Annotated in this window: 19 protein-coding genes and 1 pseudogene; 13 read left to right on the plus strand and 7 right to left on the minus strand. The window is 70.6% G+C overall.

The window, feature by feature from the left end; genetic code table 11:
- Window positions 1-23: 23 nt before the first annotated feature.
- The 3 genes from glpK to AB0K80_RS24815 all read right to left on the minus strand — a co-directional run bounded on the left by glpK (window position 24) and on the right by AB0K80_RS24815 (window position 3,502).
- Complete coding sequence (gene glpK / locus AB0K80_RS24805) at window positions 24-1,559, minus strand: glycerol kinase GlpK (RefSeq protein ID WP_365673134.1); 1,536 nt, start codon at window positions 1,557-1,559, stop codon at window positions 24-26.
- Between the two features lie 84 nt (window positions 1,560-1,643).
- The gene (locus tag AB0K80_RS24810) at window positions 1,644-2,438 is read right to left on the minus strand and encodes an MIP/aquaporin family protein (RefSeq protein ID WP_365673136.1); all 795 of its coding nucleotides are present in this window, start codon (window positions 2,436-2,438) and stop codon (window positions 1,644-1,646) included.
- Window positions 2,439-2,737: 299 nt separating this feature from the next.
- Window positions 2,738-3,502 carry an IclR family transcriptional regulator gene (locus AB0K80_RS24815; RefSeq protein ID WP_365673138.1) on the minus strand — a complete coding sequence of 255 codons (765 nt, stop codon included), beginning with the start codon at window positions 3,500-3,502 and terminating at the stop codon, window positions 2,738-2,740.
- A gap of 680 nt (window positions 3,503-4,182) precedes the next feature.
- Here AB0K80_RS24815 and metH point away from each other — a divergent pair.
- The 4 genes from metH to AB0K80_RS24835 all read left to right on the plus strand — a co-directional run bounded on the left by metH (window position 4,183) and on the right by AB0K80_RS24835 (window position 13,034).
- Window positions 4,183-7,695 carry a methionine synthase gene (gene metH, locus AB0K80_RS24820; protein ID WP_365673140.1) on the plus strand — a complete coding sequence of 1,171 codons (3,513 nt, stop codon included), beginning with the start codon at window positions 4,183-4,185 and terminating at the stop codon, window positions 7,693-7,695.
- An 850-nt stretch (window positions 7,696-8,545) separates the two neighbouring features.
- Window positions 8,546-9,241, plus strand: coding sequence for an HAD family phosphatase (locus tag AB0K80_RS24825; protein WP_365673142.1), 696 nt, complete (start codon window positions 8,546-8,548; stop codon window positions 9,239-9,241).
- 503 nt (window positions 9,242-9,744) lie between these two features.
- A complete protein-coding gene (locus AB0K80_RS24830) occupies window positions 9,745-11,349 on the plus strand; it encodes an ABC transporter substrate-binding protein (protein ID WP_365673144.1) in 1,605 nt (534 codons plus the stop codon).
- 104 nt (window positions 11,350-11,453) lie between these two features.
- Window positions 11,454-13,034, plus strand: a complete 1,581-nt coding sequence (locus AB0K80_RS24835; RefSeq protein ID WP_365673146.1) for an ABC transporter substrate-binding protein — start codon at window positions 11,454-11,456, stop codon at window positions 13,032-13,034.
- Window positions 13,035-13,103: 69 nt separating this feature from the next.
- Here the strand turns inward: AB0K80_RS24835 and AB0K80_RS24840 are convergent, their stop codons facing one another.
- Both AB0K80_RS24840 and AB0K80_RS24845 read right to left on the minus strand, forming a co-directional pair.
- Window positions 13,104-13,775 (minus strand): response regulator transcription factor, encoded by a 672-nt coding sequence (locus AB0K80_RS24840; protein WP_014671700.1) that lies wholly within the window; start codon window positions 13,773-13,775, stop codon window positions 13,104-13,106.
- Window positions 13,776-13,789: 14 nt separating this feature from the next.
- Window positions 13,790-14,833, minus strand: coding sequence for a RecB family exonuclease (locus tag AB0K80_RS24845; protein WP_365673148.1), 1,044 nt, complete (start codon window positions 14,831-14,833; stop codon window positions 13,790-13,792).
- Window positions 14,834-14,983: 150 nt separating this feature from the next.
- On the opposite strand from AB0K80_RS24845, the gene AB0K80_RS24850 reads away from it, so the two are divergent.
- The 3 genes from AB0K80_RS24850 to AB0K80_RS24860 all read left to right on the plus strand — a co-directional run bounded on the left by AB0K80_RS24850 (window position 14,984) and on the right by AB0K80_RS24860 (window position 18,435).
- Window positions 14,984-16,639, plus strand: a complete 1,656-nt coding sequence (locus AB0K80_RS24850; RefSeq protein ID WP_365673149.1) for a site-2 protease family protein — start codon at window positions 14,984-14,986, stop codon at window positions 16,637-16,639.
- A 50-nt stretch (window positions 16,640-16,689) separates the two neighbouring features.
- On the plus strand, window positions 16,690-17,592 hold the full coding sequence (locus AB0K80_RS24855) for a tRNA (adenine-N1)-methyltransferase (RefSeq protein WP_365673151.1): 903 nt from the start codon (window positions 16,690-16,692) through the stop codon (window positions 17,590-17,592).
- 264 nt (window positions 17,593-17,856) lie between these two features.
- Window positions 17,857-18,435, plus strand: a complete 579-nt coding sequence (locus AB0K80_RS24860; RefSeq protein WP_365673152.1) for a hypothetical protein — start codon at window positions 17,857-17,859, stop codon at window positions 18,433-18,435.
- 58 nt (window positions 18,436-18,493) lie between these two features.
- Here AB0K80_RS24860 and AB0K80_RS24865 read toward each other — a convergent pair whose 3' ends face one another.
- Window positions 18,494-18,799 carry a ferredoxin gene (locus tag AB0K80_RS24865; protein ID WP_365673153.1) on the minus strand — a complete coding sequence of 102 codons (306 nt, stop codon included), beginning with the start codon at window positions 18,797-18,799 and terminating at the stop codon, window positions 18,494-18,496.
- A 245-nt stretch (window positions 18,800-19,044) separates the two neighbouring features.
- On the opposite strand from AB0K80_RS24865, the gene arc reads away from it, so the two are divergent.
- From arc to prcA, 6 genes and pseudogenes are all read left to right on the plus strand, one after another.
- Window positions 19,045-20,811, plus strand: coding sequence for a proteasome ATPase (arc, locus tag AB0K80_RS24870; RefSeq protein WP_365673155.1), 1,767 nt, complete (start codon window positions 19,045-19,047; stop codon window positions 20,809-20,811).
- A 234-nt stretch (window positions 20,812-21,045) separates the two neighbouring features.
- A complete protein-coding gene (dop, locus tag AB0K80_RS24875; RefSeq protein ID WP_365673157.1) occupies window positions 21,046-22,557 on the plus strand; it encodes a depupylase/deamidase Dop in 1,512 nt (503 codons plus the stop codon).
- A 169-nt stretch (window positions 22,558-22,726) separates the two neighbouring features.
- The gene (locus AB0K80_RS24880) at window positions 22,727-22,945 is read left to right on the plus strand and encodes a ubiquitin-like protein Pup (protein ID WP_071265979.1); all 219 of its coding nucleotides are present in this window, start codon (window positions 22,727-22,729) and stop codon (window positions 22,943-22,945) included.
- 172 nt (window positions 22,946-23,117) lie between these two features.
- A pseudogene (locus tag AB0K80_RS24885) lies at window positions 23,118-23,274 on the plus strand (endonuclease domain-containing protein); the annotation flags it as partial.
- Complete coding sequence (prcB, locus tag AB0K80_RS24890) at window positions 23,226-24,071, plus strand: proteasome subunit beta (protein WP_365673159.1); 846 nt, start codon at window positions 23,226-23,228, stop codon at window positions 24,069-24,071. The pseudogene AB0K80_RS24885 and the gene prcB, both read left to right, overlap by 49 nt.
- A 63-nt stretch (window positions 24,072-24,134) precedes the next feature.
- On the plus strand, window positions 24,135-24,881 hold the full coding sequence (gene prcA / locus AB0K80_RS24895) for a proteasome subunit alpha (RefSeq protein ID WP_365673161.1): 747 nt from the start codon (window positions 24,135-24,137) through the stop codon (window positions 24,879-24,881).
- A gap of 70 nt (window positions 24,882-24,951) precedes the next feature.
- Here the strand turns inward: prcA and AB0K80_RS24900 are convergent, their stop codons facing one another.
- Window positions 24,952-25,965: a LacI family DNA-binding transcriptional regulator gene (locus AB0K80_RS24900; RefSeq protein WP_365673163.1), complete on the minus strand. Its 1,014-nt coding sequence runs from the start codon at window positions 25,963-25,965 to the stop codon at window positions 24,952-24,954.
- Window positions 25,966-26,061: the final 96 nt, after the last annotated feature.

Genomic DNA, 26,061 nt, shown 5'->3' on the forward strand with positions numbered 1-26,061 from the left:
CGGAGCTCTCGTCGGAGCTCGCGTCAGTTCTCGTCCTCGAGCCAGCCCATGGTCCGCTCGACGGCCTTGAGCCAGTTCTTGTACTCACGGTCGCGGGTCTCCGCGTCCATGCGGGGGGTCCACTCGGCGGCCCGGCGCCAGTTGGCGCGCAGGTCGTCGGTGCTGTTCCAGAAGCCGACGGCGAGACCGGCGGCGTAGGCGGCGCCGAGGCAGGTGGTCTCGGCGACCATCGGGCGCACCACGGGGGCGTCCAGGACGTCCGAGAGCGTCTGCATCAGCAGGTTGTTGGAGGTCATGCCGCCGTCGACCTTGAGGGTGGCCAGCGGCACGCCGGAGTCCTTCGTCATGGCGTCCGCGATCTCCCGGGTCTGCCAGGCGGTGGCCTCCAGGACGGCACGCGCGAGGTGCGCCTTGGTGACGTACCGGGTCAGGCCGGCGATCACACCGCGGGCGTCGGAGCGCCAGTACGGGGCGAACAGGCCGGAGAAGGCCGGGACGAAGTACGCGCCGCCGTTGTCCTCGACCGACAGCGCGAGGGTCTCGATCTCGGCCGCGGTGGAGATCAGGCCCATCTGGTCGCGCATCCACTGCACCAGCGAGCCCGTGACGGCGATCGAGCCCTCCAGGGCGTAGACCGTGTCCTGGTCGCCGATCTTGTAGCCGACGGTCGTCAGCAGGCCGCTGTACGAGTTGATGATCTTGTCACCGGTGTTCATCACCATGAAGGTGCCGGTGCCGTACGTCGACTTGGTCTCGCCCTCGGCGAAGCAGGTCTGGCCGAACAGGGCCGCCTGCTGGTCGCCGAGCGCGGAGGCGACCGGGATGCCGCCGAGCAGGTCGCCCAGTCTGCCGCCCTTGATCTCGCCGTAGACCTCGGCGGAGGAGCGGATCTCGGGCAGGATCTGCTGCGGCACGCCGATGGACTCGCAGATGCGGTCGTCCCACTCCATGGTGTGGAGGTTCATCAGCAGCGTGCGGGAGGCGTTGGTGACGTCCGTGACGTGCCTGCCGCCGTCGACCCCGCCGGTCAGGTTCCAGATGACCCAGGTGTCCATGGTGCCGAAGAGGATGTCGCCCGCCTCGGCGCGCTCCTTGAGGCCCTCGACGTTGTCGAGCAGCCAGCGGGCCTTGGGACCGGCGAAGTAGGAGGCCAGGGGAAGGCCGGTCTCGCGGCGGAAGCGGTCCTGGCCGACGTTGCGGCCGAGTTCCCTGCACAGGGCGTCGGTGCGGGTGTCCTGCCAGACGATGGCGTTGTGGACGGGCTCACCGGTGTTCCTGTCCCACAGCACGGTGGTCTCGCGCTGGTTGGTGATGCCGATGGCCTTGATGTCGTCCCGGGTGATGCCGGCCTTCTCGATGGCGCCGGCGACGACCTCCTGGACGTTGGTCCAGATCTCGGTGGCGTCGTGCTCGACCCAGCCCGGCTTGGGGAAGATCTGCTCGTGCTCCTTCTGGTCGACGGAGACGATCCGGCCGTCCCGGTCGAACACGATGCAGCGGGACGAGGTCGTGCCCTGGTCGATGGCGGCGATGAAGGGGCCGGCGTGGGCGTCGGTCACAGTGTGCTCCTGGGAAATCCGTCGTTATGGGGCTGTACGTACGGCGCGTGCCGAAAGTTTCGTGAATGTGCCACGGGGGCGCACTCAGGCGAAGGCGACGTTGTAGATGCCTGCGGCGATCGCACCGCCGATCAGCGGGCCGACCACCGGGATCCAGGCGTAGCCCCAGTCGGAGCCGCCCTTGTTGGGCAGCGGCAGCAGGGCGTGCACGATCCGCGGTCCGAGGTCACGGGCCGGGTTGATGGCGTACCCGGTCGGACCGCCGAGGGAGAGGCCGATCGAGACGACCACGAGCGCGGTGACCAGGGCGCCCAGGGTGCCCAGGCCGTTGCCCTTGTCGTTCAGGCCCTGCGTGAGCACGGCGAGGACCAGCACGACCGTCCCGATGATCTCCGTGGCGAGGTTCTGCCACACGACCCGGACCTCGGGACCGGTGGAGAAGACGCCGAGCACGGGACCCGCGCCCTTCTCCCGGGCCTCGACCGCCTTGGCGGTGGTGGCCTGCGCACCCGGACCGCCGATGATCTCCTTGTCGGTGAGGTGCGCGTGGAACTGGCCGTAGTAGGCGACCCAGACCAGAGCCGCACCGATCATGGCGCCGAGCAGCTGTCCGGCGAAGTACGTCGGAACGTTGCTCCAGTCGCCGTCCTTGATCGCCAGGGCGACGGTCACGGCCGGGTTGAGGTGGGCGCCGGACAGCGGCGCCGAGGTGTACACCGCCGTGAGCACTGCGAAGCCCCACCCGAAGGTGATCGCGAGCCAGCCGGCGTTGCGGGCCTTGGAGGCCTTCAGCGTGACGGCGGCGCACACGCCACCGCCGAGCAGGATGAGTATGGCGGTACCGATGGTCTCGCCGATGAAGATGTCGGAGCTGGACACCCGCGACTCCTTTGTCCTTCGTCCAGGGGAGGTACAACCGGCCTGGCGTTGTCACACTCTAGCGCGTATTGCCGGTAGGTGTTCGACAATGTCGACCGATGGACGGGAGTCTTGCTCCGGGGTCACGGGCCCGTCAAGAGTTCTGTTATCGAATGCCCGATCGTTATTGATCGTCGCGGGCCGATGCTGCGCGGCCGGTGATCCGTGCGCGGCGGTGGCCGGGAGGCCGCCCGGGTATGCCGGGGGCCGGAGCGCCGTCCCGGCGCCCCGGTGCCTTGCCGTACGTCTCGCTGGACGGTCTAGAAGCGTCCGGCGCCCAGGTCCCGCGACACCGCGCGGGCACAGTCCCGGACCGCCGCGATCAGCTCGGGCCGCAGCTCGCCGTCGCGGCACAGCCGCTCGACCGCGCCGGTGATGCCCACCGCCCCGACCGGCATGCGCCGCCGGTCGTGGATGGGCGCGGCGATGGAGGCGACGCCCTCCCAGGTCTCCTCGACGTCCGCCGCGTAGCCCCGCGCGCGGGTGAGGTCCAGGACCTGCTCGAACGCGTCCAGCTCGCAGATCGTCCGGTCCGTGAACGCCTTGCGGTCGGCCTCGATCGCCTCGCTGTGCGCGACCGGGTCGTAGGCCGACAGCACCTTGCCCAGGGCGGTGGAGTGCAGCGGCTGCATGGCCCCTATCTCCAGCACCTGCCGGCTGTCGTCGGGCCGGAAGACGTGATGCACGATCAGCACGCCCTGCTGGTGCAGGACGCCCAGGTAGACGCTCTCGCCGCTGGAGCGGGCCAGGTCGTCCGTCCACACCAGGGCGCGCGCCCGCAGCTCGTGCACGTCGAGGTACGTCGTGCCCAGCCGCAGCAGTTCGGCGCCCAGCTGGTAGCGCCCGGAGGTCTCGTCCTGCTCGACGAAGCCCTCCTGCTGGAGCGTGCGCAGGATCCCGTGGGCGGTGCCCTTGGCGAGGCCCAGCGACGAGGCGATGTCCGACAGGCCGAGCCGTCGCTCGCCGCCCGCCAGCAGCCGCAGCATCGCGGCCGCCCGCTCGAGCGACTGGATGTTCCGTGCCATCGCCGTACTGCCTCCGTCCCCTTCGACCGCCGACGGCGCGACGCCGCTGCCGCCGTTCGGCAATGCCGAACACTACCGGTCTTTGCCGACCTCCCGCTAATGGTTGGTCGCTCCGTGTTGGGCGACAGGGGCTCATCTGGCGTACATGCGTCGCCCATTCGGCGGAATCCTCGCCGGTTGGTCGCGCATCTGCTGCGGATCGGTGCACGTCTGGCCGTCGTTCCTCCGCCACGGGCCGGCGTACATCCGTCACGCATTCGGCGGAGCCTCCCTCATCCGTTGCGCATCTGCCGGCGGCTGGCCTGTGCGCGCCGCGGATCCCCGCGGTTCTGTCGCGCCTGCCCGCGCCTCCACCACGGCTCGGCGTACATCCGTCACGCCTTCGGCGGAGCCTCGCCGATCCGCCGTCGTGGCGGCGAACGACCTCGCCCCGCCGCGGGCCCAGGCGCGCCACGGCGCCGGGGCCGCCTTCGCCACGGTGTCCGCTGGCAGCGTGGGAAGGAGACGCAGCCCGGGTCCGCCATCCGCGTCCGGCCCGTGGACGCCCTGCCCATCCGAGCCGACTCCCGGTTACGCTGGCGCCGTGCGCCTTCGACGGACGCCGCTGCGGGACGCCTCGCGGCCGAAGGTCCCGGGAGGCCGCATAGCCGACAGCCGTCGCACCTGAGGGAGCCCCTTACATGGCCTCGTTGCCGCCGACCCCTTCCACCGACAGCCGGACCCGTGTGTCCGCCCTCCGCGACGCGCTCGCCACCCGTGTGGTGGTCGCCGACGGCGCGATGGGCACCATGCTCCAGGCCCAGGACCCCACCCTGGAGGACTTCCAGAACCTCGAGGGCTGCAACGAGGTCCTCAACGTCACGCGGCCGGACATCGTGCGCTCGGTGCACGACGCGTACTTCGACGCGGGCGTGGACTGCGTGGAGACCAACACCTTCGGCGCCAACCACACCGCCATGGTGGAGTACGACATCGCCGACCGGATCCACGAGCTCTCCGAGTCCGGCGCCCGCATCGCCCGCGAGGTGGCCGACGAGCACGCCGCCCGGGACGGCCGCCCCCGCTGGGTGCTCGGCTCGATCGGCCCCGGCACCAAGCTGCCCACCCTGGGACACATCGACTACCCGACGATCCGCGACGGCTACCAGGCCAACGCCGAGGGCCTGCTGGCCGGCGGCGCCGACGCGCTGATCGTGGAGACCACCCAGGACCTGCTCCAGACCAAGGCCTCCGTCCTGGGCGCCCGCCGCGCCATGGAGGCCACCGGGGTCGAGGTACCCCTGCTGTGCTCGATGGCGTTCGAGACGACCGGCACCATGCTGCTGGGCTCGGAGATCGGCGCGGCCCTGACCGCGCTGGAGCCGCTGGGCATCGACATGATCGGCCTGAACTGCTCCACCGGCCCGGCCGAGATGAGCGAGCACCTGCGCTACCTCTCGCGGCACTCCCGCATCCCGCTGCTGTGCATGCCGAACGCGGGGCTGCCCATCCTCACCAAGGACGGCGCGCACTTCCCGCTCGACCCGCAGGGCCTGGCCGACGCGCAGGAGACCTTCGTCCGCGACTACGGCCTGAACCTGGTCGGCGGCTGCTGCGGTACGACGCCGGAGCATCTGCGTCAGCTGGTCGAGCGGGTACGCGGCACCGCCCCGGCCGAGCGCACCCCGCAGCCCGAGCCGGGCGCGGCCTCCCTCTACCAGAGCGTGCCGTTCCGGCAGGACACCTCCTACCTGGCCATCGGCGAGCGCACCAACGCCAACGGCTCCAAGAAGTTCCGCGAGGCCATGCTGGACGGCCGCTGGGACGACTGCGTGGAGATGGCCCGCGAGCAGATCCGCGAGGGCGCGCACATGCTCGACCTGTGCGTGGACTACGTCGGCCGGGACGGCGTCGCCGACATGCGGGAGCTGGCCGGCCGCTTCGCCACCGCCTCCACGCTGCCGATCGTGCTGGACTCCACCGAGGTCGACGTGATCCGCGCCGGCCTGGAGAAGCTCGGCGGCCGCGCGGTGATCAACTCGGTGAACTACGAGGACGGCGACGGCCCCGAGTCCCGCTTCGCCAAGGTCACCCAGCTCGCCAAGGAGCACGGCGCCGCGCTGATCGCGCTGACCATCGACGAGGAGGGCCAGGCCCGCACCCCCGAGAAGAAGGTCGAGATCGCCGAACGGCTGATCGCGGACCTGACCGGGAACTGGGGCATCCGCGAGGAGGACATCCTCGTCGACTGCCTGACCTTCACCATCTGTACGGGCCAGGAGGAGTCCCGCAAGGACGGCATCGCCACCATCGAGGCGATCCGCGAACTGAAGAGGCGTCACCCGAACGTCCAGACCACCCTCGGTCTGTCGAACATCTCCTTCGGCCTCAACCCGGCCGCCCGCATCCTGCTCAACTCCGTCTTCCTCGACGAGTGCGTCAAGGCGGGCCTGGACTCGGCGATCGTGCACGCGTCGAAGATCCTGCCGATCGCCCGCTTCGACGAGGAGCAGGTCACCACGGCGCTGGACCTGATCTACGACCGCCGCAGCGAGGGCTACGACCCCCTCCAGAAGCTCATGCAGCTGTTCGAGGGCGCCACGGCGAAGTCCCTGAAGGCCGGCAGGGCCGAGGAGCTGGCCGCCCTGCCGCTGGACGAGCGCCTCAAGCGCCGCATCATCGACGGCGAGCGCAACGGCCTGGAGGCCGACCTCGACGAGGCCCTGCGGACCCGCCCGGCCCTCGACATCGTCAACGACACCCTCCTGGACGGCATGAAGGTCGTCGGCGAGCTGTTCGGCTCCGGCCAGATGCAGCTGCCGTTCGTGCTCCAGTCCGCCGAGGTGATGAAGACGGCCGTGGCCTACCTCGAGCCGCACATGGAGAAGACCGACGAGGCCGGCAAGGGCACGATCGTGCTGGCCACCGTGCGCGGCGACGTGCACGACATCGGCAAGAACCTCGTCGACATCATCCTGTCCAACAACGGCTACAACGTCGTCAACCTCGGCATCAAGCAGCCGGTCTCCGCGATCCTGGAGGCCGCCGAGGAGCACAAGGCCGACGTCATCGGCATGTCGGGGCTCCTGGTCAAGTCCACGGTGATCATGAAGGAGAACCTGGAGGAGCTCAACACCCGCGGCCTGGCGGCGAAGTACCCGGTCATCCTCGGCGGGGCCGCCCTGACGCGCGCGTACGTCGAGCAGGACCTGCACGAGATCTACGAGGGCGAAGTCCGCTACGCCCGCGACGCGTTCGAGGGCCTGCGCCTGATGGACGCCCTCATCGGCATCAAGCGCGGGGTGCCCGGCGCGAAGCTGCCCGAACTGCGGCAGCGCCGCGTCAAGGCGGCCACCGTCGAGATCGAGGAGCGCCCGCAGGAGGGCTCGGCCCGCTCCGACGTGGCCACCGACAACCCCGTCCCCACCCCGCCGTTCTGGGGCACCCGGGTCGTCAAGGGCGTCCAGCTCAAGGAGTACGCCTCCTGGCTGGACGAAGGCGCCCTGTTCAAGGGCCAGTGGGGCCTGAAGCAGGCCCGCACCGGTGAGGGACCGACGTACGAGGAACTCGTCGAGACCGAGGGCCGGCCCCGGCTGCGCGGCCTGCTCGACCGGCTCCAGACGGACAACCTGCTGGAGGCGGCCGTGGTCTACGGCTACTTCCCGTGCGTCTCCAAGGACGACGACCTGATCATCCTCGACGAGTCCGGCAACGAGCGGACCCGCTTCACCTTCCCGCGCCAGCGGCGCGGCCGGCGGCTGTGCCTGGCCGACTTCTTCCGCCCGGAGGAGTCCGGCGAGACGGACGTCGTGGGCCTCCAGGTCGTCACCGTGGGCTCGCGCATCGGCGAGGAGACGGCCCGTCTCTTCGAGGCCAACGCCTACCGCGACTACCTCGAACTGCACGGGCTGTCCGTGCAGTTGGCCGAGGCGCTCGCCGAGTACTGGCACGCGCGCGTGCGCGCCGAGCTCGGCTTCGCCGGCGAGGACCCGCAGGAGATGCAGGGCATGTTCGAGCTGAAGTACCGGGGTGCCCGCTTCTCCCTCGGCTACGGCGCCTGCCCCGACCTGGAGGACCGCGCCAAGATCGCCGACCTGCTCCAGCCGGAGCGCATCGGCGTCCACCTCTCCGAGGAGTTCCAGCTGCACCCCGAGCAGTCCACGGACGCCATCGTGATCCACCACCCGGAGGCAAAGTACTTCAACGCCCGCTGACCCCTGCCCACCGACCCGGCTGCCCGGGCAGCCGGGTCGACCGGCTACGGGTGGCTTTCGTGTCGGCCGTGGGTGCGTGGTGCGGGCTGCCGGGGGGAGGAGTGTCGCGCCGTCTCGGGTGGACGCTGCGCGACCCTCGGGGGTGGGTTCTCGCCGTATGGGCCGCCCGGCCGGGTTGCGCAGGACGGGCGTCGTGTCGGCCTCCGGGTGCGTGGCGCGGGTTCCCGGGGGAGGAGTGTCGCGCCGTCTCGGGTGGACGCTGCGCGGCCCTCGGGGGTGGGTTCTTGCCGTATGGGCCGCCCGGCCGGGTTGCGCAGGACGGGCGTCGTGTCGGTCCGGGTGCGTGGCGCGGGTTCCCGGGGGAGGAGTGTCGCGCCGTCTCGGGTGCACGCTGCGCGGCCCCCGGAGTGGACTCGGCGGTCTTGGCCGCCAGGCCGGGGAGCGTCGGCTTCCGGGCCGTGGGAGTGCAGCCCCGCCGGGCGTATCGCGCGTCCTGGGCGCATGGCGCGGGGCCTGGCCCTGGGTACGGGCCTCGTCCCCGGCCTCTGGCGCGAGGCCCTGGGGGCAGGCGTGCCCCACCGGCCTGGGACCTCGGCGTGGCGTCCTCGGAGCGGGTGCCGAGCCGGCTCCGGGCGCACGTCCCACCCCTGGCCCCACGCAACCTCTCGGCGCGAAACCCGACGCGACACCCCCGGCCCCCACCTGCCACGAACCCCCTCCCAACCCCGTAAACCGAGGGACACACGGGCTCAACGAGGCGTTTCGCCCGGGTACGACGTAGACTGGTCGGTCCACCGCAGGCCGGTTCCCCGCTGGGAACCGGCCTGATCGTCCCTGAGGAGGTACGTGGATGACCAGTACTGTCCCCGCGCTCGGTACCCGCACGGCCGAGGGCTCGGCCCTGCAAGCCGTGCTCCTCGACATGGACGGCACCCTGGTGGACACGGAGGGCTTCTGGTGGGACGTCGAGGTCGAGGTCTTCGCCTCCCTCGGTCACACACTGGACGACTCCTGGCGCCATGTCGTGGTCGGCGGGCCCATGACCCGCAGCGCGGGTTTCCTGATCGAGGCGACCGGCGCCGACATCACCCTCGCCGAACTGACCGTGCTGCTCAACAAGGGCTTCGAGGAGCGCATCGACGGCTCCCTGCCGCTGATGCCGGGAGCCACCCGGCTGCTGGCCGAGCTGCATGAGTACGAGATCCCCACCGCCCTGGTCTCCGCCTCGCACCGGCGCATCATCGACCGGGTGCTGACCTCGCTCGGCGCGCACCACTTCGCCCTGACGGTCGCCGGGGACGAGGTGCCGCGCACCAAGCCCCACCCCGACCCCTACCTGGTGGCCGCCGCCGGGCTCGGCGCCGATCCGGCCCGGTGCGCCGTCGTCGAGGACACCGCGACGGGTGTCGCCGCCGCCGAGGCCGCCGGCTGCCGTGTCGTGGCCGTCCCCTCCGTGGCCCCCATCGCCCCGGCCCCGGGACGCACCGTCGTGTCCTCCCTGGAAGAGATCGACCTGACATTCCTGCACGGCCTGATCAGCGGCTGATCAGCGCCCGATCAGCGCCTATCAGCGTGTGATGACGGAAATACGCCCGGTGTTCACCCTGCGTGCCGCACCGCCTTAGGCACGTAATTCCCGATGCGCCGCCCGCCCCAATGCGACACGCGTCCGAATGAATTCGGACGAGCGTGAAAGGGTGAATAGGGCGAAGTTCAAGCATCGTGCGGCATGTCGCCGGTGTGACGTTCCCCACCCCTCAGGGGCTCGACAGAGGGTCGCGGGCATGCCGGACACCCCCCGACGAGGGCCGTAGGCGCACCCTTGTGTCCTGATTCATGGAATGCTGCACGAATCCTTCCCCTGTCGGGTTTTCGGTCTGTCCACGCCCGGTTTCACTGCGTGATGGGGCCTCAACTTCGGTGGCGGTACGCCCTGCTGCCGCCGCGGACTAATCTCATCGCGAGAACATCACCCCCAGCTCCGTGATCCGCTGCGCCACCCATGCTTGCCGGATACACGGAGTCGACAGCTGACGGAGAAACTCGAGCATGAACCGCAAGACTCTGGTGCTGCCGGCCGTCATCGGCCTGCTCGCGCCGGTGCTCGCCGCCTGTGGCAGTACCGACGGTGGGAGCAGCGACGGCGATGCCATCGTCGTCGGCACCACGGACCGGTTCACCGCCTCGAAGGACGCCCCCGCGCCCCTCGACCCGGCGTACGCCTACGACGTCGGCACCTGGAACATCCTGCGCCAGACCGTGCAGACCCTGATGGTCCAGCCGCGCGGCGAGGGCGAGCCCGTGCCCGAGGCCGCCGAGAAGTGCGGCTTCACCGATGCCGGCAACGAGCGCTACGCCTGCACCCTGCGCTCCGGGCTGAAGTTCGCCAACGGCGACTCCGTCACCGCGTCCGACGTGAAGTACTCCATCGACCGGGCCCGCTCGATCAAGGCCGACAGCGGTGTGTTCGCCCTGCTGTCCACCATCGACACCGTCGAGACCCAGGGCGACCGCGAGGTCATCTTCCACCTCAAGACCGCCGACGCGACGTTCCCGTACAAGCTGTCGACCCCCGTCGCCGGCATCGTCGACCCCGACGACTACGCCAAGGACAAGCTGCGCGACGGCTTCGCCGTGGACGGCTCGGGCCCGTACACCTTCCACGCCGAGACCAAGGGCGACGAACTGGTCAGGGCCGTGTTCACCAAGAACCCCCGTTACAAGGGGGCGTTGCAGGTGAACAACGACAAGGTCGAGCTGGTCTCCTTCGACGACGCCGACGCCATGGGGCAGGCGATCGAGAAGGGCGACATCGACCTGATGACCCGCAGCATGTCGCCCGAGCAGATCCACCGGCTCTCCCGCGACTCCGGCGGCGACATCGACCTCGTCGAGATGTCCGGCCTGGAGATCCGCTACCTCGCCTTCAACACCGACGCGCCCACCGTGAAGTCCAAGGCCGTCCGCCAGGCGATGGCCCAGATCATCAACCGCGGCGAGCTCGTCTCCAAGGTGTACGGCTCCCAGGCCGAGCCGCTGTACTCGCTGGTCCCGGCCAGCATCACCGGACACTCCAACTCGTTCTTCAACAAGTACGGCGACCCGAGCGTCCCCAAGGCCAAGGCGCTGCTGGCCCGGGCCGGCATCACCACCCCGGTCAAGCTGACCCTGCACTACACCACCGACCACTACGGCCCGGCGACCAAGCAGGAGTTCGAGCTGCTGCGCAAGCAGCTCAACGACAGCGGCCTGTTCGACGTCAGCATCCAGGGCGCCCCCTGGTCCACCTTCCGCCCGGCCGAGCAGAAGGGCGAGTACGACGTCTACGGCATGGGCTGGTTCCCGGACTTCCCGGACGCGGACAACTTCCTCGCGCCCTTCCTCGACAAGGACAACTTCCTCGGCTCGCCGTACGCCAACAGCCGGATCCGCAACGAGCTGATCCCGCAGTCGCGCCGCGAGGCCGACCGGCTCTCGGCCGAGGGCAGCCTGACCGCCATTCAGGACATCGTCGCCAACGACGTACCGGTGATCCCGCTGTGGCAGGGCAAGCAGTACGTCGCCACCAACAGCGACGTCACCGGCACCGCCTACGCGCTCAACTCCTCCTCGACTCTCCAGCTGTGGGAGCTCGGTCGCGGTGTGAGCGGCTGACCGACCCCTGGCGCCCGGGGCCTTTCGACCACGGCCCCGGGTTCCGCGTCCGGCGCCCGGGACGGGCTCCGGCTACTCGAGAACCGACGACAAGGCACACACACGTGAACATGCGCAACCAGTGGCCGGTCCTGCCCCTCGTGGCGGGGCTGGCCTCCGGCCTGCTGACCGGCTGCGGATCGGAGTCCGCCGATTCCGGGGGGAACGGCTCCACCGTCGTGATGGGGATGTCCGACGACGTCCTCGCCACCGACCCCGCCTCCGGCTACGACCCCGGCTCCTGGCTGTTGTTCAACAACGTCTTCCAGTCGCTGCTCAGCTTCCCCAAGGGCGGCACCGAGCCGCAGCCCGAGGCCGCCGAGCAGTGCTCCTTCACGGACAACCAGACCAAGGTCTTCACGTGCACGCTGAAGAAGGGTCTGAAGTTCAGCAACGGTGACCCGCTCACCTCGGAGGACGTCAAGTTCTCCTTCGACCGCATGCTGAAGATCAACGACCCCGACGGTCCCGCGGTCATGTTCCCCACGCTCGACAAGGTCGAGACCCCCGACGACAACACCGTCGTCTTCCGGCTCAACACGCCGGACGCCACCTTCCCCAGCAAGATCGCCTCCGGTGCCGGCTCGATCGTCGACCACCGCCAGTACGACGCGGACGGGCTGCGCAAGGACGGCCAGGCCGTCGGCTCCGGCCCGTACAAGCTCGACTCCTTCGGCAAGGACGAGGCCGTCTTCTCGGTCAACGAGCATTACAAGGGCACCGCCGAGGCGCAGAACTCCGGTGTGACGCTGAAGTTCTTCCACGGTGACCAGTCGGCGCTCAAGCAGGCCCTGATGGACGGGGACGTCGACATCGCCTACCGCGGTCTGACCGCGCAGGACATCGCCGACATCGAGAAGGCCGACGACGGCTCCGGCGTCGAGGTCGTCGAGGGCAGCAGCGCCGAGGTCCAGCACCTGGTCTTCAACATGAACGACCCGGTGGCCGGAAAGCTCGGCGTGCGCAAGGCCATCGCGCACCTGATCGACCGCGAGGCCCTCATCAAGAACGTCCACCAGGGCACCGCCACCCCGCTGTACTCGATCATCCCGGCCGGTATCGCGGGCCACAACACGGCCTTCTTCGACATCTACGGCGCCCGCCCCTCGACCGCCAAGGCCCAGGCCGCCCTGCGCGCCGACGGCATCACCGGCAAGGTGAAGCTCACCCTGTGGTCGACCCCGTCGCGCTACGGCCCCGCCACCGACGACGTGCTGAAGGGCATCGCCGGCCAGCTCAACGCCAGCGGGCTGTTCGAGGCCGACGTCAAGTCCGTCCCCTTCGACCGGTACGAGAAGGACATCGCCGCCGGCAAGTACGGCGTGTACGTCAAGGGCTGGATCCCGGACTACCCGGACGCCGACAACTTCACGGCCCCCTTCTTCGGCAAGGGCAACGTGCTGGGCAACAACTACAGCAACAACACGATCACCGGCACGCTCATCCCGCGCACCGCGGCGCAGAGCGACCGCTCCGCCACCGACAAGGAGTTCGGCCGCCTCCAGGACATCGTCGCCCGGGAACTGCCCGTCCTGCCGGTCTGGCAGGCCAAGCAGTACGCGGTCGTCCGCGACAGCGTCTACGGGCTGGAGTACTGCCTCGACGCCTCGACCGTCTTCCGGTTCTGGGAGCTGAGCAAGGGCTGAGCCGCCGTACCGACGTCAAGGGCGCCCTCCTCCGCGGACGAGGGCGCCCTTCGCGCTGTGCGGGTCCGGCTACTGCGCGCCGGGGCGCACCAGCCCGCTCTCGTACGCGTACACCGCCGCCTGCACCCGGTCGCGCAGGCCCAGCTTGGTCAGCACGTGCCCGACGTGTGTCTTGACGGTGGTCTCGCTGACGAACAGGTCGGCGGCGATCTCCGCGTTGGACAGGCCGCGCGCCACCAGCTTCAGCACTTCCACCTCACGGTCGGTGAGGGTGTGCAGGGTGTCCGGCACCGGCTCCTCGCCGGAGGGCAGATGCGTGGCGTACTTGTCGAGCAGCCGCCTGGTGATGCTGGGCGCGAGCATCGCCTCGCCCGCGGCCACCACCCGGATCGCCTGCACCAGCTCGTTGGCCGGGGCGTCCTTCAGCAGGAAGCCGCTGGCCCCGGCCCGGAGGGCCTCCACCACGTACTCGTCGAGGTCGAAGGTGGTCAGCACCAGCACCTTCGCGGGACCGTCCCGGCCGGGCCCGGTGATCTGCCGGGTCGCCTCCACACCGTCCATCCGCGGCATGCGGATGTCCATCAGCACCACGTCGGGCTGCAGGGCCCGCACCTGGTCCAGGGCCTGGAGGCCGTCCCCGGCCTCGCCGACGACCGCGATGTCCTGCTCGGCCTCCAGGATCATCCGGAAGCCCGTACGCAGCAGCGGCTGGTCGTCGACCAGTAGGACGCGGATGGCCACGTAAGTCTCCTTCGCTAGTCCGGGCCCATTCTGCCTTGCGCGGCCCCGGACACGGGGAGCGGGTACGGCGGGGGAGTGCCGCCGAACTCCGGGCAGTGCGCCTGGTGGTCGCACCAGCCGCACAGCTTGGTGGGCCGCGGCCGCCAGTCCCCCGTCTCGGTCGCCCGCCGGATCGCCTCCCACAGGGCCAGCAGCTTGCGCTCGACCCGCTCCAGGTCCGCCGGGACGGGGTCGTACGTCAGGACGTCACCGCTGCCGAGGTAGACCAGTTGCAGCCGCCGGGGGACCACCTTCTTCAGCCGCCACACCACCAGGGCGTAGAACTTCATCTGGAACAGCGCGCCCTCGGCGTACTCGGGCCGCGGCGCCTTGCCCGTCTTGTAGTCGACGATCCGCACCTCGCCCGTGGGCGCCACGTCCACCCGGTCGATGATGCCGCGCAGCCGCAGCCCCGACTCCAGCTCCGCCTCGACGAACAGCTCGCGCTCGGCCGGCTCCAGCCTGCTCGGATCCTCCAGCGTGAACCAGCGCTCCACGAGCTGCTCCGCCTCGGCGAGCCAGCGCGCCAGCCGCTCCCCGTCCGGGTCGTCCGCGAACAGCTCCACGACCTCCGGCCTGCTCTCGCGCAGCCGGTCCCACTGTGCGGGGATCAGCGACTTGGCGCGCGGCGCGGTGCGCTCGGCCGCCGGGGCGTCGAAGAGCCGCTCCAGGACCGCGTGCACCAGGGTGCCCCGGGTCGCCGCCTCGCTGGGCTTCTCCGGGAGCCGGTCGATGACCCGGAACCGGTACAGCAGCGGGCACTGCATGAAGTCACCGGCACGGGAGGGGGACAGCGTGGTGGGAGGTATGGCGACGGCCTCGGTGGCAACGGCCCCGGTGGTCGCGGCTTCGGTGGCTGCGGTCTCGGCCGGGCCGGTCTCGCTGGGCGTGGTCGGGGCCGGGGTGGCGGCCGGGGCCACGGTGGCCGCCGTCGTCGTGCCCCCGGCCGCCGCCGTCCGCGGGTCCGCCGCGGCGGGGCTGCTGGTGGCGTCCGGCGCGCCCTCGGTGCTCGTCTCCATGCCCCAAGACCTTACGGCCCGCCACTGACAGTGACCCAGCCGCGGCCGGGACGCCCGCGACGCACGGTGACACAGGGGTGCCGGGGCGGAACGCGTCGCGACGGCCGCATACCATCGACCCGAGAGGCTTCTTCGATCGAGGGGACACCGGTGGACGAGAGCGGCGGGCGCGGGCAGCCGCGGTCCGGCAACGACGAGTCGGCCGAGCGTCACGCGGGGCCCGCGGCCCGGGCCGCGGGCCCGGCGCACCCCGACCCCGGCCCCGCCGGCCCCGTACCGGACGAACAGCCCACGGACGTACCGCCGTTGCGCGCCGGACAGGACGGCGACCCCCGGCCCGCCCCCGGCGCACGCGACGAGGCGGGGCCGAACCGGCAGCGTCCGGACGAGCCCGCCGACGGCGGCGGGGAACACCCCGCGGGTGAGTCCGCGGACGCCGACGCGGAAAAGCCCGCGGGCGGATCCGCCGCCGGGACAGCCGCCGACGCGTCCGCCGACGGCCGGACCCCGCCCGGGCAGGGCGGCCCCACACCGCATCAGGCCCGGCCCGACGGTCCGCAGCCCGCACCGGGCGCCGACCGTACCGCCCCCGGCGACCACCACCGCACCCTCGCCCGCTCCGGCGCCCCCCGCAACCCCGCGCCGCGGCCTCCGGACCCCCGGGGCGGGCTGCTGATGGGGCGGCCGTTCGGGGTACCCGTGTACGTCGCGCCCAGCTGGTTCCTCGTCGCCGCCCTGATCACCTGGGTGTTCGGCGGGCAGCTCGACCGCGTGCTGCCCGAGCTCGGTGCCCTGCGCTACCTGGTCTCCCTCTTCTTCGCGGTCGCCTTCTACGCCTCCGTGCTGGTGCACGAGCTGGCCCACACGGTCGCCGCCCTCCGCTTCAAGCTCCCGGTCCGGCGCATCAGGCTGCAGTTCTTCGGTGGCGTCTCGGAGATCGAGAAGGAGGCCGAGACCCCCGGCCGGGAGTTCGTGCTCGCCTTCGTCGGGCCGCTGCTCTCCCTTCTGCTGGCCGGCGGGTTCTACGCCGCCCTCCAGGCCGTCGAGCCCGGCACCGTCCCCGGGGTCCTGCTGGCCGGCCTGATGATCTCCAACCTGATCGTGGCCGTCTTCAACCTCCTGCCGGGCCTGCCCCTGGACGGCGGCCGCATGCTCCGCGCGGTCGTCTGGAAGATCACCGGCAAGCCCATGAGCGGGACGGTCGCCGCCGCCTGGGTCGGCCGTGCCCTCGCCGTCACCGTGCTGCTCGGCCTGCCGCTGCTCACCCAGTCCGGAGCCCTCGGCTCCGCCGCCGAGGACAGCGTCGGCATGGACACCGTCATGGACGCCCTGCTCGCCGCCATCCTCGCCGCGATCATCTGGACCGGCGCCGGCAACAGCCTGCGCATGGCCCGCCTGCGCGAACACCTCCCCGAGCTGCGCGCCCGCGCCCTGACCCGCCGGGCCGTCCCCGTCGAGACCGACACCCCGCTCTCGGAGGCCCTGCGCCGCGCCAACGCCGCCGGTGCCCGCGCCCTCGTGGTCGTCGACGCCGAGGGCACGCCCCTGTCGATCGTCAGGGAGGCCGCCATCGTCGGCGTACCCGAACACCGCCGCCCCTGGGTCGCGGTCGGCGGACTCGCCCAGGAGCTCACCGACGGCATGCGCGTCTCGGCGGAGCTGGCGGGGGAGGAGCTGCTGGAGGCGCTGCGCGCGACCCCGGCCACCGAGTACCTCGTGGTCGAGGAGACCGGCGAGATCTACGGCGTCCTGTCCGCGGCCGACGTCGAGCACGCCTTCGTCAAGGCGATGGCCAGACCGTCCTAGTGGCCGGCCCGGTGGTCGGCGGGCCCCCGAATCGCCGGTAGGCTGGTCACATGTCCGAACCGACCGGTGCCGCCCGCAGGCGCGGGCCCTTCAAGGTCGGGGACCAGGTACAGCTGACCGACCCCAAGGGCCGCCACTACACGTTCACGCTCGAGGCCGGGAAGAACTTCCACACCCACAAGGGTTCCTTCCCGCACGACGAACTGATCGGCGCTCCCGAGGGCAGCGTTGTCCGCACCACCGGGAACGTCGCCTACCTCGCGCTGCGCCCCCTGCTCCCCGACTACGTCCTGTCCATGCCCCGCGGGGCAGCCGTCGTGTACCCGAAGGACGCGGGGCAGATCCTCGCCTTCGCCGACATCTTCCCCGGCGCCCGCGTCGTGGAGGCCGGCGTCGGCTCCGGCTCGCTCAGCAGCTTCCTGCTGCGCGCCATCGGCGACCAGGGCATGCTGCACTCCTACGAGCGCCGCGAGGACTTCGCCGAGATCGCCCGGCAGAACGTCGAGCGCTACTTCGGCGGCCCGCACCCCGCCTGGCAGCTCACCGTCGGCGACCTCCAGGACAACCTGTCCGACACCGACGTCGACCGCGTCATCCTGGACATGCTCGCCCCCTGGGAGTGCCTGGAGGCCGTCTCCAAGGCCCTGGTGCCCGGCGGCATCCTGTGCTGCTACGTCGCGACCACCACCCAGCTCGCCCGGACCGTGGAGTCCATCCGCGAGATCGGCTGCTTCAACGAGCCGACCGCCTGGGAGACGATGATCCGCAACTGGCACATCGAGGGCCTGGCCGTCCGCCCGGACCACCGGATGATCGGCCACACCGGCTTCCTGCTCACCGCCCGCCGCCTCGCCGACGGCGTCGAACCCCCGATGCGCCGCCGCCGCCCCGCCAAGGGCGCCTACGGCGAGGACTACGAGGGTCCCAACGCCACCGGAGGCGCGGGCCGCTAGCCGGTCCGCCGCCGCGTCCAACGTGTGGGCGCCGTGGCCGAGTTCCGCAGTGCGGCGGGAACTCGGCCACGGCGCCCTTCTCTTGACGGCCGGAAGCACTTCCCGCGGCCGCCCGCACCTGCGTTGCGCAACCCACTCGTGTTCCCGCCGGGGGGACGTTCACACCCCCCCGCCGTTCCCCCGCCCTGTGACGTGTGGCACGATGCTGGCCATCCCCACCACCCAGCACCCCTGCCGGCACAGCCCTCACAGGAGACCCTCCTAGTGCAGCCTTCCGCCGTCCCGGAGCTCGCCCACACCCACACCCGCCCGATCCACTGGCTCGCCACCGCCACGGCCCTGGCCGGTGTCGTGGCCCTCTCCTCGGTTCTCCAGCCGGGCGCGGCGACGGCGGCCCAGAGCGCCGGGCCGGAGACCAAGAGCGCCCCGGCGCACCTCGCGCCGCCCGACCCGGCGCACGTGGCGTTCCCGCTGCAGTGCGGCCCGGTCAAGGCCGTGGTGACGAAGCGGGTATCGGGGGACCTCGACGCCGACGGCCGCCCCGAGACGGTCGCCGCGGTCCACTGCGACGCCCCCATGGGCACCCCGCCGGACGGCGTGTACGTCCTCACGCGCGCCGCGGACAGCGCCGCGCCCCGCGTGGTGGCCACCCTGCTCGACCCCGAGGACGGCACCACCGTCAGCGATTTGACCGTACGTGACGGCGCCGTCACCGCCACGCTGCTCGGCTACTCGTCGGCGGACGTGCCGCGTTGCTGCCCGGACGTGACGACCGGCGCGAAGTGGCGCTGGCACAACGGCGCGTTCGTCCGGTCCACCCCGGCCGGCGCCCACAGCGCGTGAGGCACGCCCGCCCGGGGTATGAGAAGCAAGACAGGCATGACGCTGTGTAGTAATCCAGTCACTCAGCGTCTGGGCCGTACACCTCGGTCCTGTCCGAAACGCGGCGCACATGGATGCACTCGCCCGGACACTCCTTCGCCGAGTCGATCACGTCCGTGAGGAGCGGCAGGGGCACGGGTGTTGTCGCTCCCCTGTCCTGAAGCAGCTCGTCGTCCGGGCCCTTGACGTAGGCCAGACCGTCGATGTCCAGCTCGAACACCTCGGGCGCGTACTGGGCGCAGATGCCGTCGCCGGTACACAGGTCCTGGTCGATCCAGACCTCCAGTGCCTCGCCGCCGGCCACTGCCTCCTGCTGCACGCTCATCTCTCCTGCCGTTTCCTGCGTCGAGCCGTACGGGAATCCGGCCAGCTCTGACGGGTGTTGAACGCTTCGACCCTACCTCCGACTGGGTTCCAATCATCTTCGGTGGGTATTCCCCTGGCGTGAGGGAGAGCGCAAGGGTGAAGATCGGACACACCTCGATCGTCTTTCTGATCTAGGGGTTTCAATCGACACCCGCCCAGGTAGGGTCTGGAAGCGTCCAGCTCCCCTTGGAGGAGGTGAGGACCGTGGCAGCCCACGACGACGACATTAACCGCGGCATCCGCCCGGGACGCGGGTCCGACGACCCGGCCGGGCAGATTGCCTACCTTGAGCAGGAGATCGCCGTCCTGCGACGCAAGCTCGCCGACTCTCCGCGACACACGAGGATTCTCGAAGAGCGGATCGTCGAGCTGCAGACCAACCTGGCCGGCGTGTCCGCCCAGAACGAACGACTCGCCAACACGCTCCGTGAGGCCCGCGACCAGATCGTGGCCCTCAAGGAGGAGGTCGACCGGCTCGCCCAGCCGCCGGCCGGCTTCGGAGTCTTCCTGCAGGCGAACGAGGACGGCACCGCCGACATCTTCACCGGGGGCCGCAAGCTCCGGGTGAACGTCAGCCCCAGCGTGGAGCTCGACGAGCTCCGGCGCGGCCAGGAAGTGATGCTCAACGAAGCGCTCAACGTGGTCGAGGCCATGGAGTTCGAGCGCGTCGGTGACATCGTCACCCTCAAGGAGATCCTCGAGGACGGCGAGCGGGCCCTGGTGCTCGGGCACACCGACGAGGAGCGGGTGGTACGGCTCGCCGAGCCGCTGCTGGACGTCACCATCCGCCCCGGCGACGCCCTCCTGCTCGAACCCCGCTCCGGCTACGTCTACGAGGTCGTGCCGAAGAGCGAGGTCGAGGAACTCGTCCTCGAAGAGGTCCCCGACATCGGATACGAGCAGATCGGTGGCCTCGGCAACCAGATCGAGGCGATCCGCGACGCGGTCGAGCTGCCGTACCTCTACCCCGACCTGTTCAAGGAGCACGAGCTGCGCCCGCCCAAGGGTGTCCTGCTGTACGGGCCCCCTGGATGCGGCAAGACCCTGATCGCCAAGGCCGTGGCCAACTCGCTGGCCAAGAAGGTCGCCGAGGTGACCGGCCAGGCCGCCGGCAAGAGTTTCTTCCTCAACATCAAGGGCCCCGAGCTGCTCAACAAGTACGTCGGCGAGACCGAGCGGCAGATCCGCCTGGTCTTCCAGCGTGCGCGTGAGAAGGCCAGCGAGGGCACCCCCGTGATCGTCTTCTTCGACGAGATGGAGTCCCTCTTCCGCACCCGTGGCTCCGGTGTCAGCTCGGACGTGGAGAACACCATCGTCCCGCAGCTGCTCGCCGAGATCGACGGCGTGGAGGGCCTGCAGAACGTGGTCGTGATCGGCGCCTCCAACCGCGAGGACATGATCGACCCCGCCATCCTGCGGCCCGGCCGGCTCGACGTGAAGATCAAGATCGAGCGTCCGGACGCCGAGGCGGCCAAGGACATCTTCGGGAAGTACCTCACCGAGCGCCTCCCGCTCCACGCGGACGACCTCGCGGAGCACGGCGGCGACAAGGCGGCGTGCGTCCAGGCCATGATCCAGACGGCCGTGGAACACATGTACGCCGAATCCGAGGAGAACCGCTTCCTGGAGGTCACCTACGCCAACGGCGACAAGGAAGTCCTCTACTTCAAGGACTTCAATTCCGGCGCCATGATCGAGAACATCGTGGGCCGCGCCAAGAAGATGGCGATCAAGGACTTCCTCGAGAAGAACCAGAAGGGCCTGCGCGTCTCCCACCTGCTCCAGGCCTGCGTGGACGAGTTCAAGGAGAACGAGGACCTGCCCAACACCACCAACCCGGACGACTGGGCCCGTATCTCCGGCAAGAAGGGCGAGCGGATCGTCTACATCCGTACGCTCATCACCGGAAAGCAGGGCGCGGACACCGGACGCTCCATCGACACGGTGGCGAACACCGGTCAGTACCTGTAAAAGACAGGGCGGCTGCGGGTGCCCTCGGCGGGTACCCGCAGCCGACTGCTTTTTCGGGGCCAGTCGGAGCACAGCAATGACGCAAATGATCTCCCCACCAGCGCAGAGGCGTTCTAGGCTCTTTCGTACCGCCGAGTCGCGCAGTGCGGGGACGGGCACCGCACACGCCACCGAGCGCCAGCGGTATCTGAGCGGCGTCCACGACCGAGGGCGCCGCCGGGCAAGGAGGGCCGCATGACCGTACGGCGAGTAATGGGCATCGAGACGGAGTACGGCATCTCCGTCCCCGGCCACCCCAACGCCAATGCCATGCTCACCTCGTCCCAGATCGTCAACGCCTACGCGGCGGCGATGCACCGGGCCCGCCGGGCCCGCTGGGACTTCGAGGAGGAGAATCCGCTGCGGGACGCCCGGGGCTTCGACCTCGCCCGCGAGGCCGCCGACGCCAGCCAGCTCACCGACGAGGACATCGGCCTGGCCAACGTGATCCTCACCAACGGAGCACGGCTCTACGTCGACCACGCCCATCCGGAGTACAGCGCGCCCGAGGTCACCAACCCCCGGGACGCCGTCCTGTGGGACAAGGCCGGCGAGCGGATCATGGCGGAGGCGGCGGAGCGGGCCGCGCAGCTTCCCGGTGCCCAGCCGATCCACCTGTACAAGAACAACACCGACAACAAGGGCGCGTCCTACGGCACGCACGAGAACTACCTGATGAAGCGGGAGACCCCGTTCTCGGACATCGTGCGCCACCTGACGCCGTTCTTCGTCTCCCGCCAGGTCTTCGCCGGCGCCGGTCGCGTCGGCATCGGCCAGGACGGCCACGAGCACGGCTTCCAGCTCAGCCAGCGCGCGGACTACTTCGAGGTCGAGGTCGGCCTGGAGACCACGCTCAAGCGCCCGATCATCAACACCCGCGACGAGCCGCACGCGGACGCCGAGAAGTACCGCCGCCTGCACGTGATCATCGGCGACGCGAACCTCTCGGAGATCTCGACGTACCTCAAGCTCGGCACGACCGCCCTGGTCCTGTCCATGATCGAGGACGGCTTCATCGCCGTGGACCTGGCCGTCGACCAGCCCGTGCGCACCCTCCACCAGGTCTCGCACGACCCGTCCCTGAAGCGCCTGGTCACGCTGCGCAGCGGCCGGACGCTCACGGCCGTGCAGCTGCAGATGGAGTACTACGAGCTGGCGCGCAAGTACGTCGAGGAGCGGTTCGGGGAGGACGCCGACGAGCAGACCAAGGACGTCCTGTCCCGCTGGGAGGACACCCTCACCCGCCTGGAGAACGACCCGATGAGCCTGGCCGGCGAGCTGGACTGGGTCGCCAAGCGGGAGCTGATGGAGGGCTACCGGCGCCGCGACAACCTCGACTGGGACGCCGCCCGGCTGCACCTGGTGGACCTCCAGTACGCCGACGTACGCCCCGAGAAGGGCCTGTACAACCGTCTGGTGGCCCGCGGGCGCATGAAGCGGCTGCTGGACGAGGCCGAGGTCGAGCGGGCGCGTACGCAGCCTCCTGAGGACACGCGCGCGTACTTCCGGGGCCGCTGCCTGGAGCAGTACGCCGACGACGTCGCCGCGGCCTCCTGGGACTCGGTGATCTTCGACCTGCCGGGCCGGGACTCCCTGCAGCGCGTTCCAACCCTGGAACCGCTTCGCGGAACGCGTAATCACGTCAAGGAGCTCCTGGACCGCTGCCGGACGGCCGAAGACCTGGTCAGAGTCCTGTCCGGCGGCTGAGGGGGTACTCGGCAGACCTCTCCCGGACAGGGTGGAAATCCCCCCGTCCGGGAATCATCGAGGTGGTCCCCGTACGTTGGAGAAACTGCGGGGCCACTGTCAGACCCGGCGAGTAGGGTCTGATCTTGACCGAGCAACTGTGTCGGGCGAACCGAGCGGGGTGAGGGATATGGCGACCAAGGACACCGGCGGCGGACAGCAGAAGGCCACCCGGTCCACCGAGGAGGTCGAGGAGCAGGCGCCTGAGGCGCAGGCGTCGGAGGACCTCAAGGAACGGCACGAGAAGCTGTCGGACGACGTGGACTCCGTCCTGGACGAGATCGACGACGTCCTCGAGGAGAATGCCGAGGACTTCGTGCGCTCCTTCGTTCAGAAGGGTGGCCAGTAAGCCCGCCCTCCCTTCACATCGAAGGTGTCCAAGGCGGGGCCGTAACGGACGACCCGGGCTGAGGTACTGCGCGCGGCGGGCTGCGAGCACGCCGCGCGCAGCCCTCCCACGACACACCCCGTGATCTGCCCAAAGGCCCCCGGCCGCGCAGGTGGATCACTCCCCCGACAGGGGTAGGGTCCGTGGCGTACTGTGCTTCAACTGCAATTCCGGCCTCGGCCTGTTGAGGGACGATCCCGATGCTGCGCGCCGAGCTGCCGGCCTACCTGGAAGGAAACGCGTGGAAGCCAACACTCGTAGCACCGGGCGTCTACCGGCTGCCTTCCTGACGCCAGGATCCTCCTCATTCATGGACTTCCTCTCCGAGCACCAGCCCGAACTGCTGCCCGGCAACCGGAAGCTGCCGCCCGTCAAGGGCGTCGTGGAGGCGCCGCACGGCACGACGATCGTCGCCGTGACCTTCCCCGGCGGCGTGGTGCTCGCCGGTGACCGGCGGGCCACCATGGGCAACGTCATCGCGCAGCGCGACATCGAGAAGGTGTTCCCGGCCGACGAGTACTCGGCGGTGGGCATCGCCGGTACGGCGGGCCTGGCCGTGGAGATGGTCAAACTGTTCCAGCTGGAGCTCGAGCACTTCGAGAAGGTCGAAGGCATGCAGCTGTCGCTGGAGGGCAAGGCCAACCGCCTGTCGACCATGATCCGCTCCAATCTCGGCATGGCCATGCAGGGCCTGGCCGTGGTGCCGCTGTTCGCGGGGTACGACGTGGACCGGGGCAAGGGCCGGATCTTCTCGTACGACGTGACGGGCGGACGTTCCGAGGAGCAGGGCTACGCGGCCACCGGCTCCGGTTCGATCTTCGCCCGCGGCGCGATGAAGAAGCTCTTCCGCGACGACCTGAGCGAGTCGGACGCCACGACCCTGGTGGTCCAGGCGCTGTACGACGCGGCCGACGACGACTCGGCGACCGGTGGTCCCGATGTCGCCCGCCGGATCTATCCGATCATCACCGTGATCACCGAGGACGGCTTCCGCCGGCTCTCCGAGGACGAGGCGTCGCAGATCGCCCGCTCCGTCCTGGAGCGGCGTCTGGAGCAGCCCGACGGTCCGCGGGCCGCGCTGCTGTAGGCGGCGGGCGCTCTTGTGTTGTCAGGTGGTCCAGTGATTTCCACAGAAAGGGACGGATAACCGGTGTCGACGCCGTTCTATGTCTCACCCCAGCAGGCCATGGCCGACCGGGCGGAATACGCCCGCAAGGGCATCGCCCGTGGTCGCAGCCTGGTCGTGCTGCAGTACGCCGACGGCATCGTGTTCGTCGGGGAGAACCCGTCCCGCGCGCTGCACAAGTTCAGCGAGATCTACGACCGGATCGGCTTCGCGGCCGCCGGCAAGTACAACGAGTACGAGAACCTGCGCATCGGCGGTGTGCGCTACGCCGACCTGCGGGGCTACACCTACGACAGGGGCGATGTGACCGCCCGCGGCCTGGCCAACGTCTACGCCCAGACGCTGGGCACGATCTTCTCCAGCGCCGGCGAGAAGCCGTACGAGGTCGAGCTGGTCGTGGCCGAGGTCGGCGAGACGCCGGAGGGCGACCAGATCTACCGGCTGCCGCACGACGGTTCCATCGTCGACGAGCACGGCTCGGTGGCGGTGGGCGGCAACGCCGAGCAGATCAGCAGCTACCTGGACCAGCGCCACCGGGACGGCATGACGCTGGCCGAGGCCCTGAAGCTGGCCGTGCAGGCCCTCTCCCGCGACACCAACGGCAGCGAGCGGGAGATCCCCGCGGAGCGGCTGGAGGTCGCCGTGCTGGACCGTACGCGTCCCCAGAAGCGCAAGTTCAAGCGCATCACGGGAGCGCAGCTGTCCCGGCTGCTGGAAGCGGGCGGCGGTTCGGCGCCCTCGGAGGCGGAGACCTCGGGCGACGGCGCCTAGCCGCGCGCTCCCACGCCACGCTTCGCGCCCCGGTCGCACGCCTCACGGCCGGGGCGCGCGCCTTGCCGTCCTAGCCTGGTGGAGCGGCCGTGGAGCCCCGTACGACGAGCCGGACCGGGATGTCCCCGGCCTGCGGAGTGCGGCCCTCCAGGACGGCGAGCAGGGCCTGCATGCCACGTTCGCCGAACAGCTCCGCGTCCAGGCGGACCGTGGTCAGCTCGGGGTCGATGGCGCCGGCCAGGGCCAGGTCGTCGACGCCGGTGACGGAGATGTCGTCGGGGACGCGCAGGCCGAGGCGGCGGATCGCCTTGTAGGCGCCGGCCGCGAGGATGTCGTCGTCGCACACCAGGGCAGTGGGCAGGGGGCCAGGGGCCGTGAGCGCGGCCGCCGTGGCCGTGACGGCGCCCTGGAGGGTGAGGGGCGTCCGGGCCGTGCGGACGCAGGTCCCCGGCACCCGGCCGAGCCGGGCGGCCAGCTCCCGCGCGCGTACCTCGAAGGTCCACGACGGCACGTCCGCCGCCAGGTGCAGGAAGCGGCGGTGGCCCAGGGTGAGCAGGTGCTCGGCGACCTGGCGTACGCCGTCGGCGATGTCCAGGTTGACCGTCGCGGCGCCCAGGCTGCCCTCCGGGTCGCTGTCCAGCATCACCAGGGGCAGCTGGTCGCCGCGGATCGCGGTGAGCGCGTCGGCGGCCATGGAGGAGGCGATGACGCCGTCCAGGGCGGCCTGCGCGGAGGCGAAGGGGTCGCGGGCCGGGCCGATGCCCTCCGGGGAGGGATAGAGCACCACGCCGAACCCGTGGGCGGCGGCCACCCGGGCCGCACCCGTGTAGACGCCGGCGAAGAACTCGGTGGTCAGGGCCGGGACGACGAGCAGGACCGTACGGGTGCGGCCCAGGCGCAGATTGCGGGCCGCCAGGTTCGGGCGGTAGCCCAGGTCCCGGGCGGCCGAGCGGACGCGCTCCGCGGTGGCCTCCGAGACACGGCCGCGCCACTTGTCGCCCAGCACCAGGGAGACCGCTGCCTGGGAGACGCCGGCGGCCTGGGCGACGTCCCGGCTGGTCGGTCGGGTGCTGCCTCGTGCCACCGTGGGCGTGCTCCTTCGTGGGAATCCCTGACGCGTATGGACTGCGAACAGCGGCCATGGTACGTATGGAAGCGTTCGTTATACGTAAAACCTCCG

The sequence above is a fragment of the Streptomyces sp. NPDC052682 genome, from assembly GCF_040678435.1.
In the GTDB taxonomy this organism is placed as follows: Bacteria; Actinomycetota; Actinomycetes; order Streptomycetales; family Streptomycetaceae; genus Streptomyces.

What these genes read in the sequence shown, in the direction of transcription:
- AB0K80_RS24815 (WP_365673138.1), bottom strand. Translation starts at nt 3,502, where the DNA reads ATGGCACGGAACATCCAGTCGCTCGAGCGGGCGGCCGCGATGCTGCGG.
- metH (WP_365673140.1), top strand. Translation starts at nt 4,183, where the DNA reads ATGGCCTCGTTGCCGCCGACCCCTTCCACCGACAGCCGGACCCGTGTG.
- AB0K80_RS24825 (WP_365673142.1), top strand. Translation starts at nt 8,546, where the DNA reads ATGACCAGTACTGTCCCCGCGCTCGGTACCCGCACGGCCGAGGGCTCG.
- AB0K80_RS24830 (WP_365673144.1), top strand. Translation starts at nt 9,745, where the DNA reads ATGAACCGCAAGACTCTGGTGCTGCCGGCCGTCATCGGCCTGCTCGCG.
- AB0K80_RS24845 (WP_365673148.1), bottom strand. Translation starts at nt 14,833, where the DNA reads ATGGAGACGAGCACCGAGGGCGCGCCGGACGCCACCAGCAGCCCCGCC.
- AB0K80_RS24855 (WP_365673151.1), top strand. Translation starts at nt 16,690, where the DNA reads ATGTCCGAACCGACCGGTGCCGCCCGCAGGCGCGGGCCCTTCAAGGTC.
- AB0K80_RS24865 (WP_365673153.1), bottom strand. Translation starts at nt 18,799, where the DNA reads ATGAGCGTGCAGCAGGAGGCAGTGGCCGGCGGCGAGGCACTGGAGGTC.
- dop (WP_365673157.1), top strand. Translation starts at nt 21,046, where the DNA reads ATGACCGTACGGCGAGTAATGGGCATCGAGACGGAGTACGGCATCTCC.
- AB0K80_RS24880 (WP_071265979.1), top strand. Translation starts at nt 22,727, where the DNA reads ATGGCGACCAAGGACACCGGCGGCGGACAGCAGAAGGCCACCCGGTCC.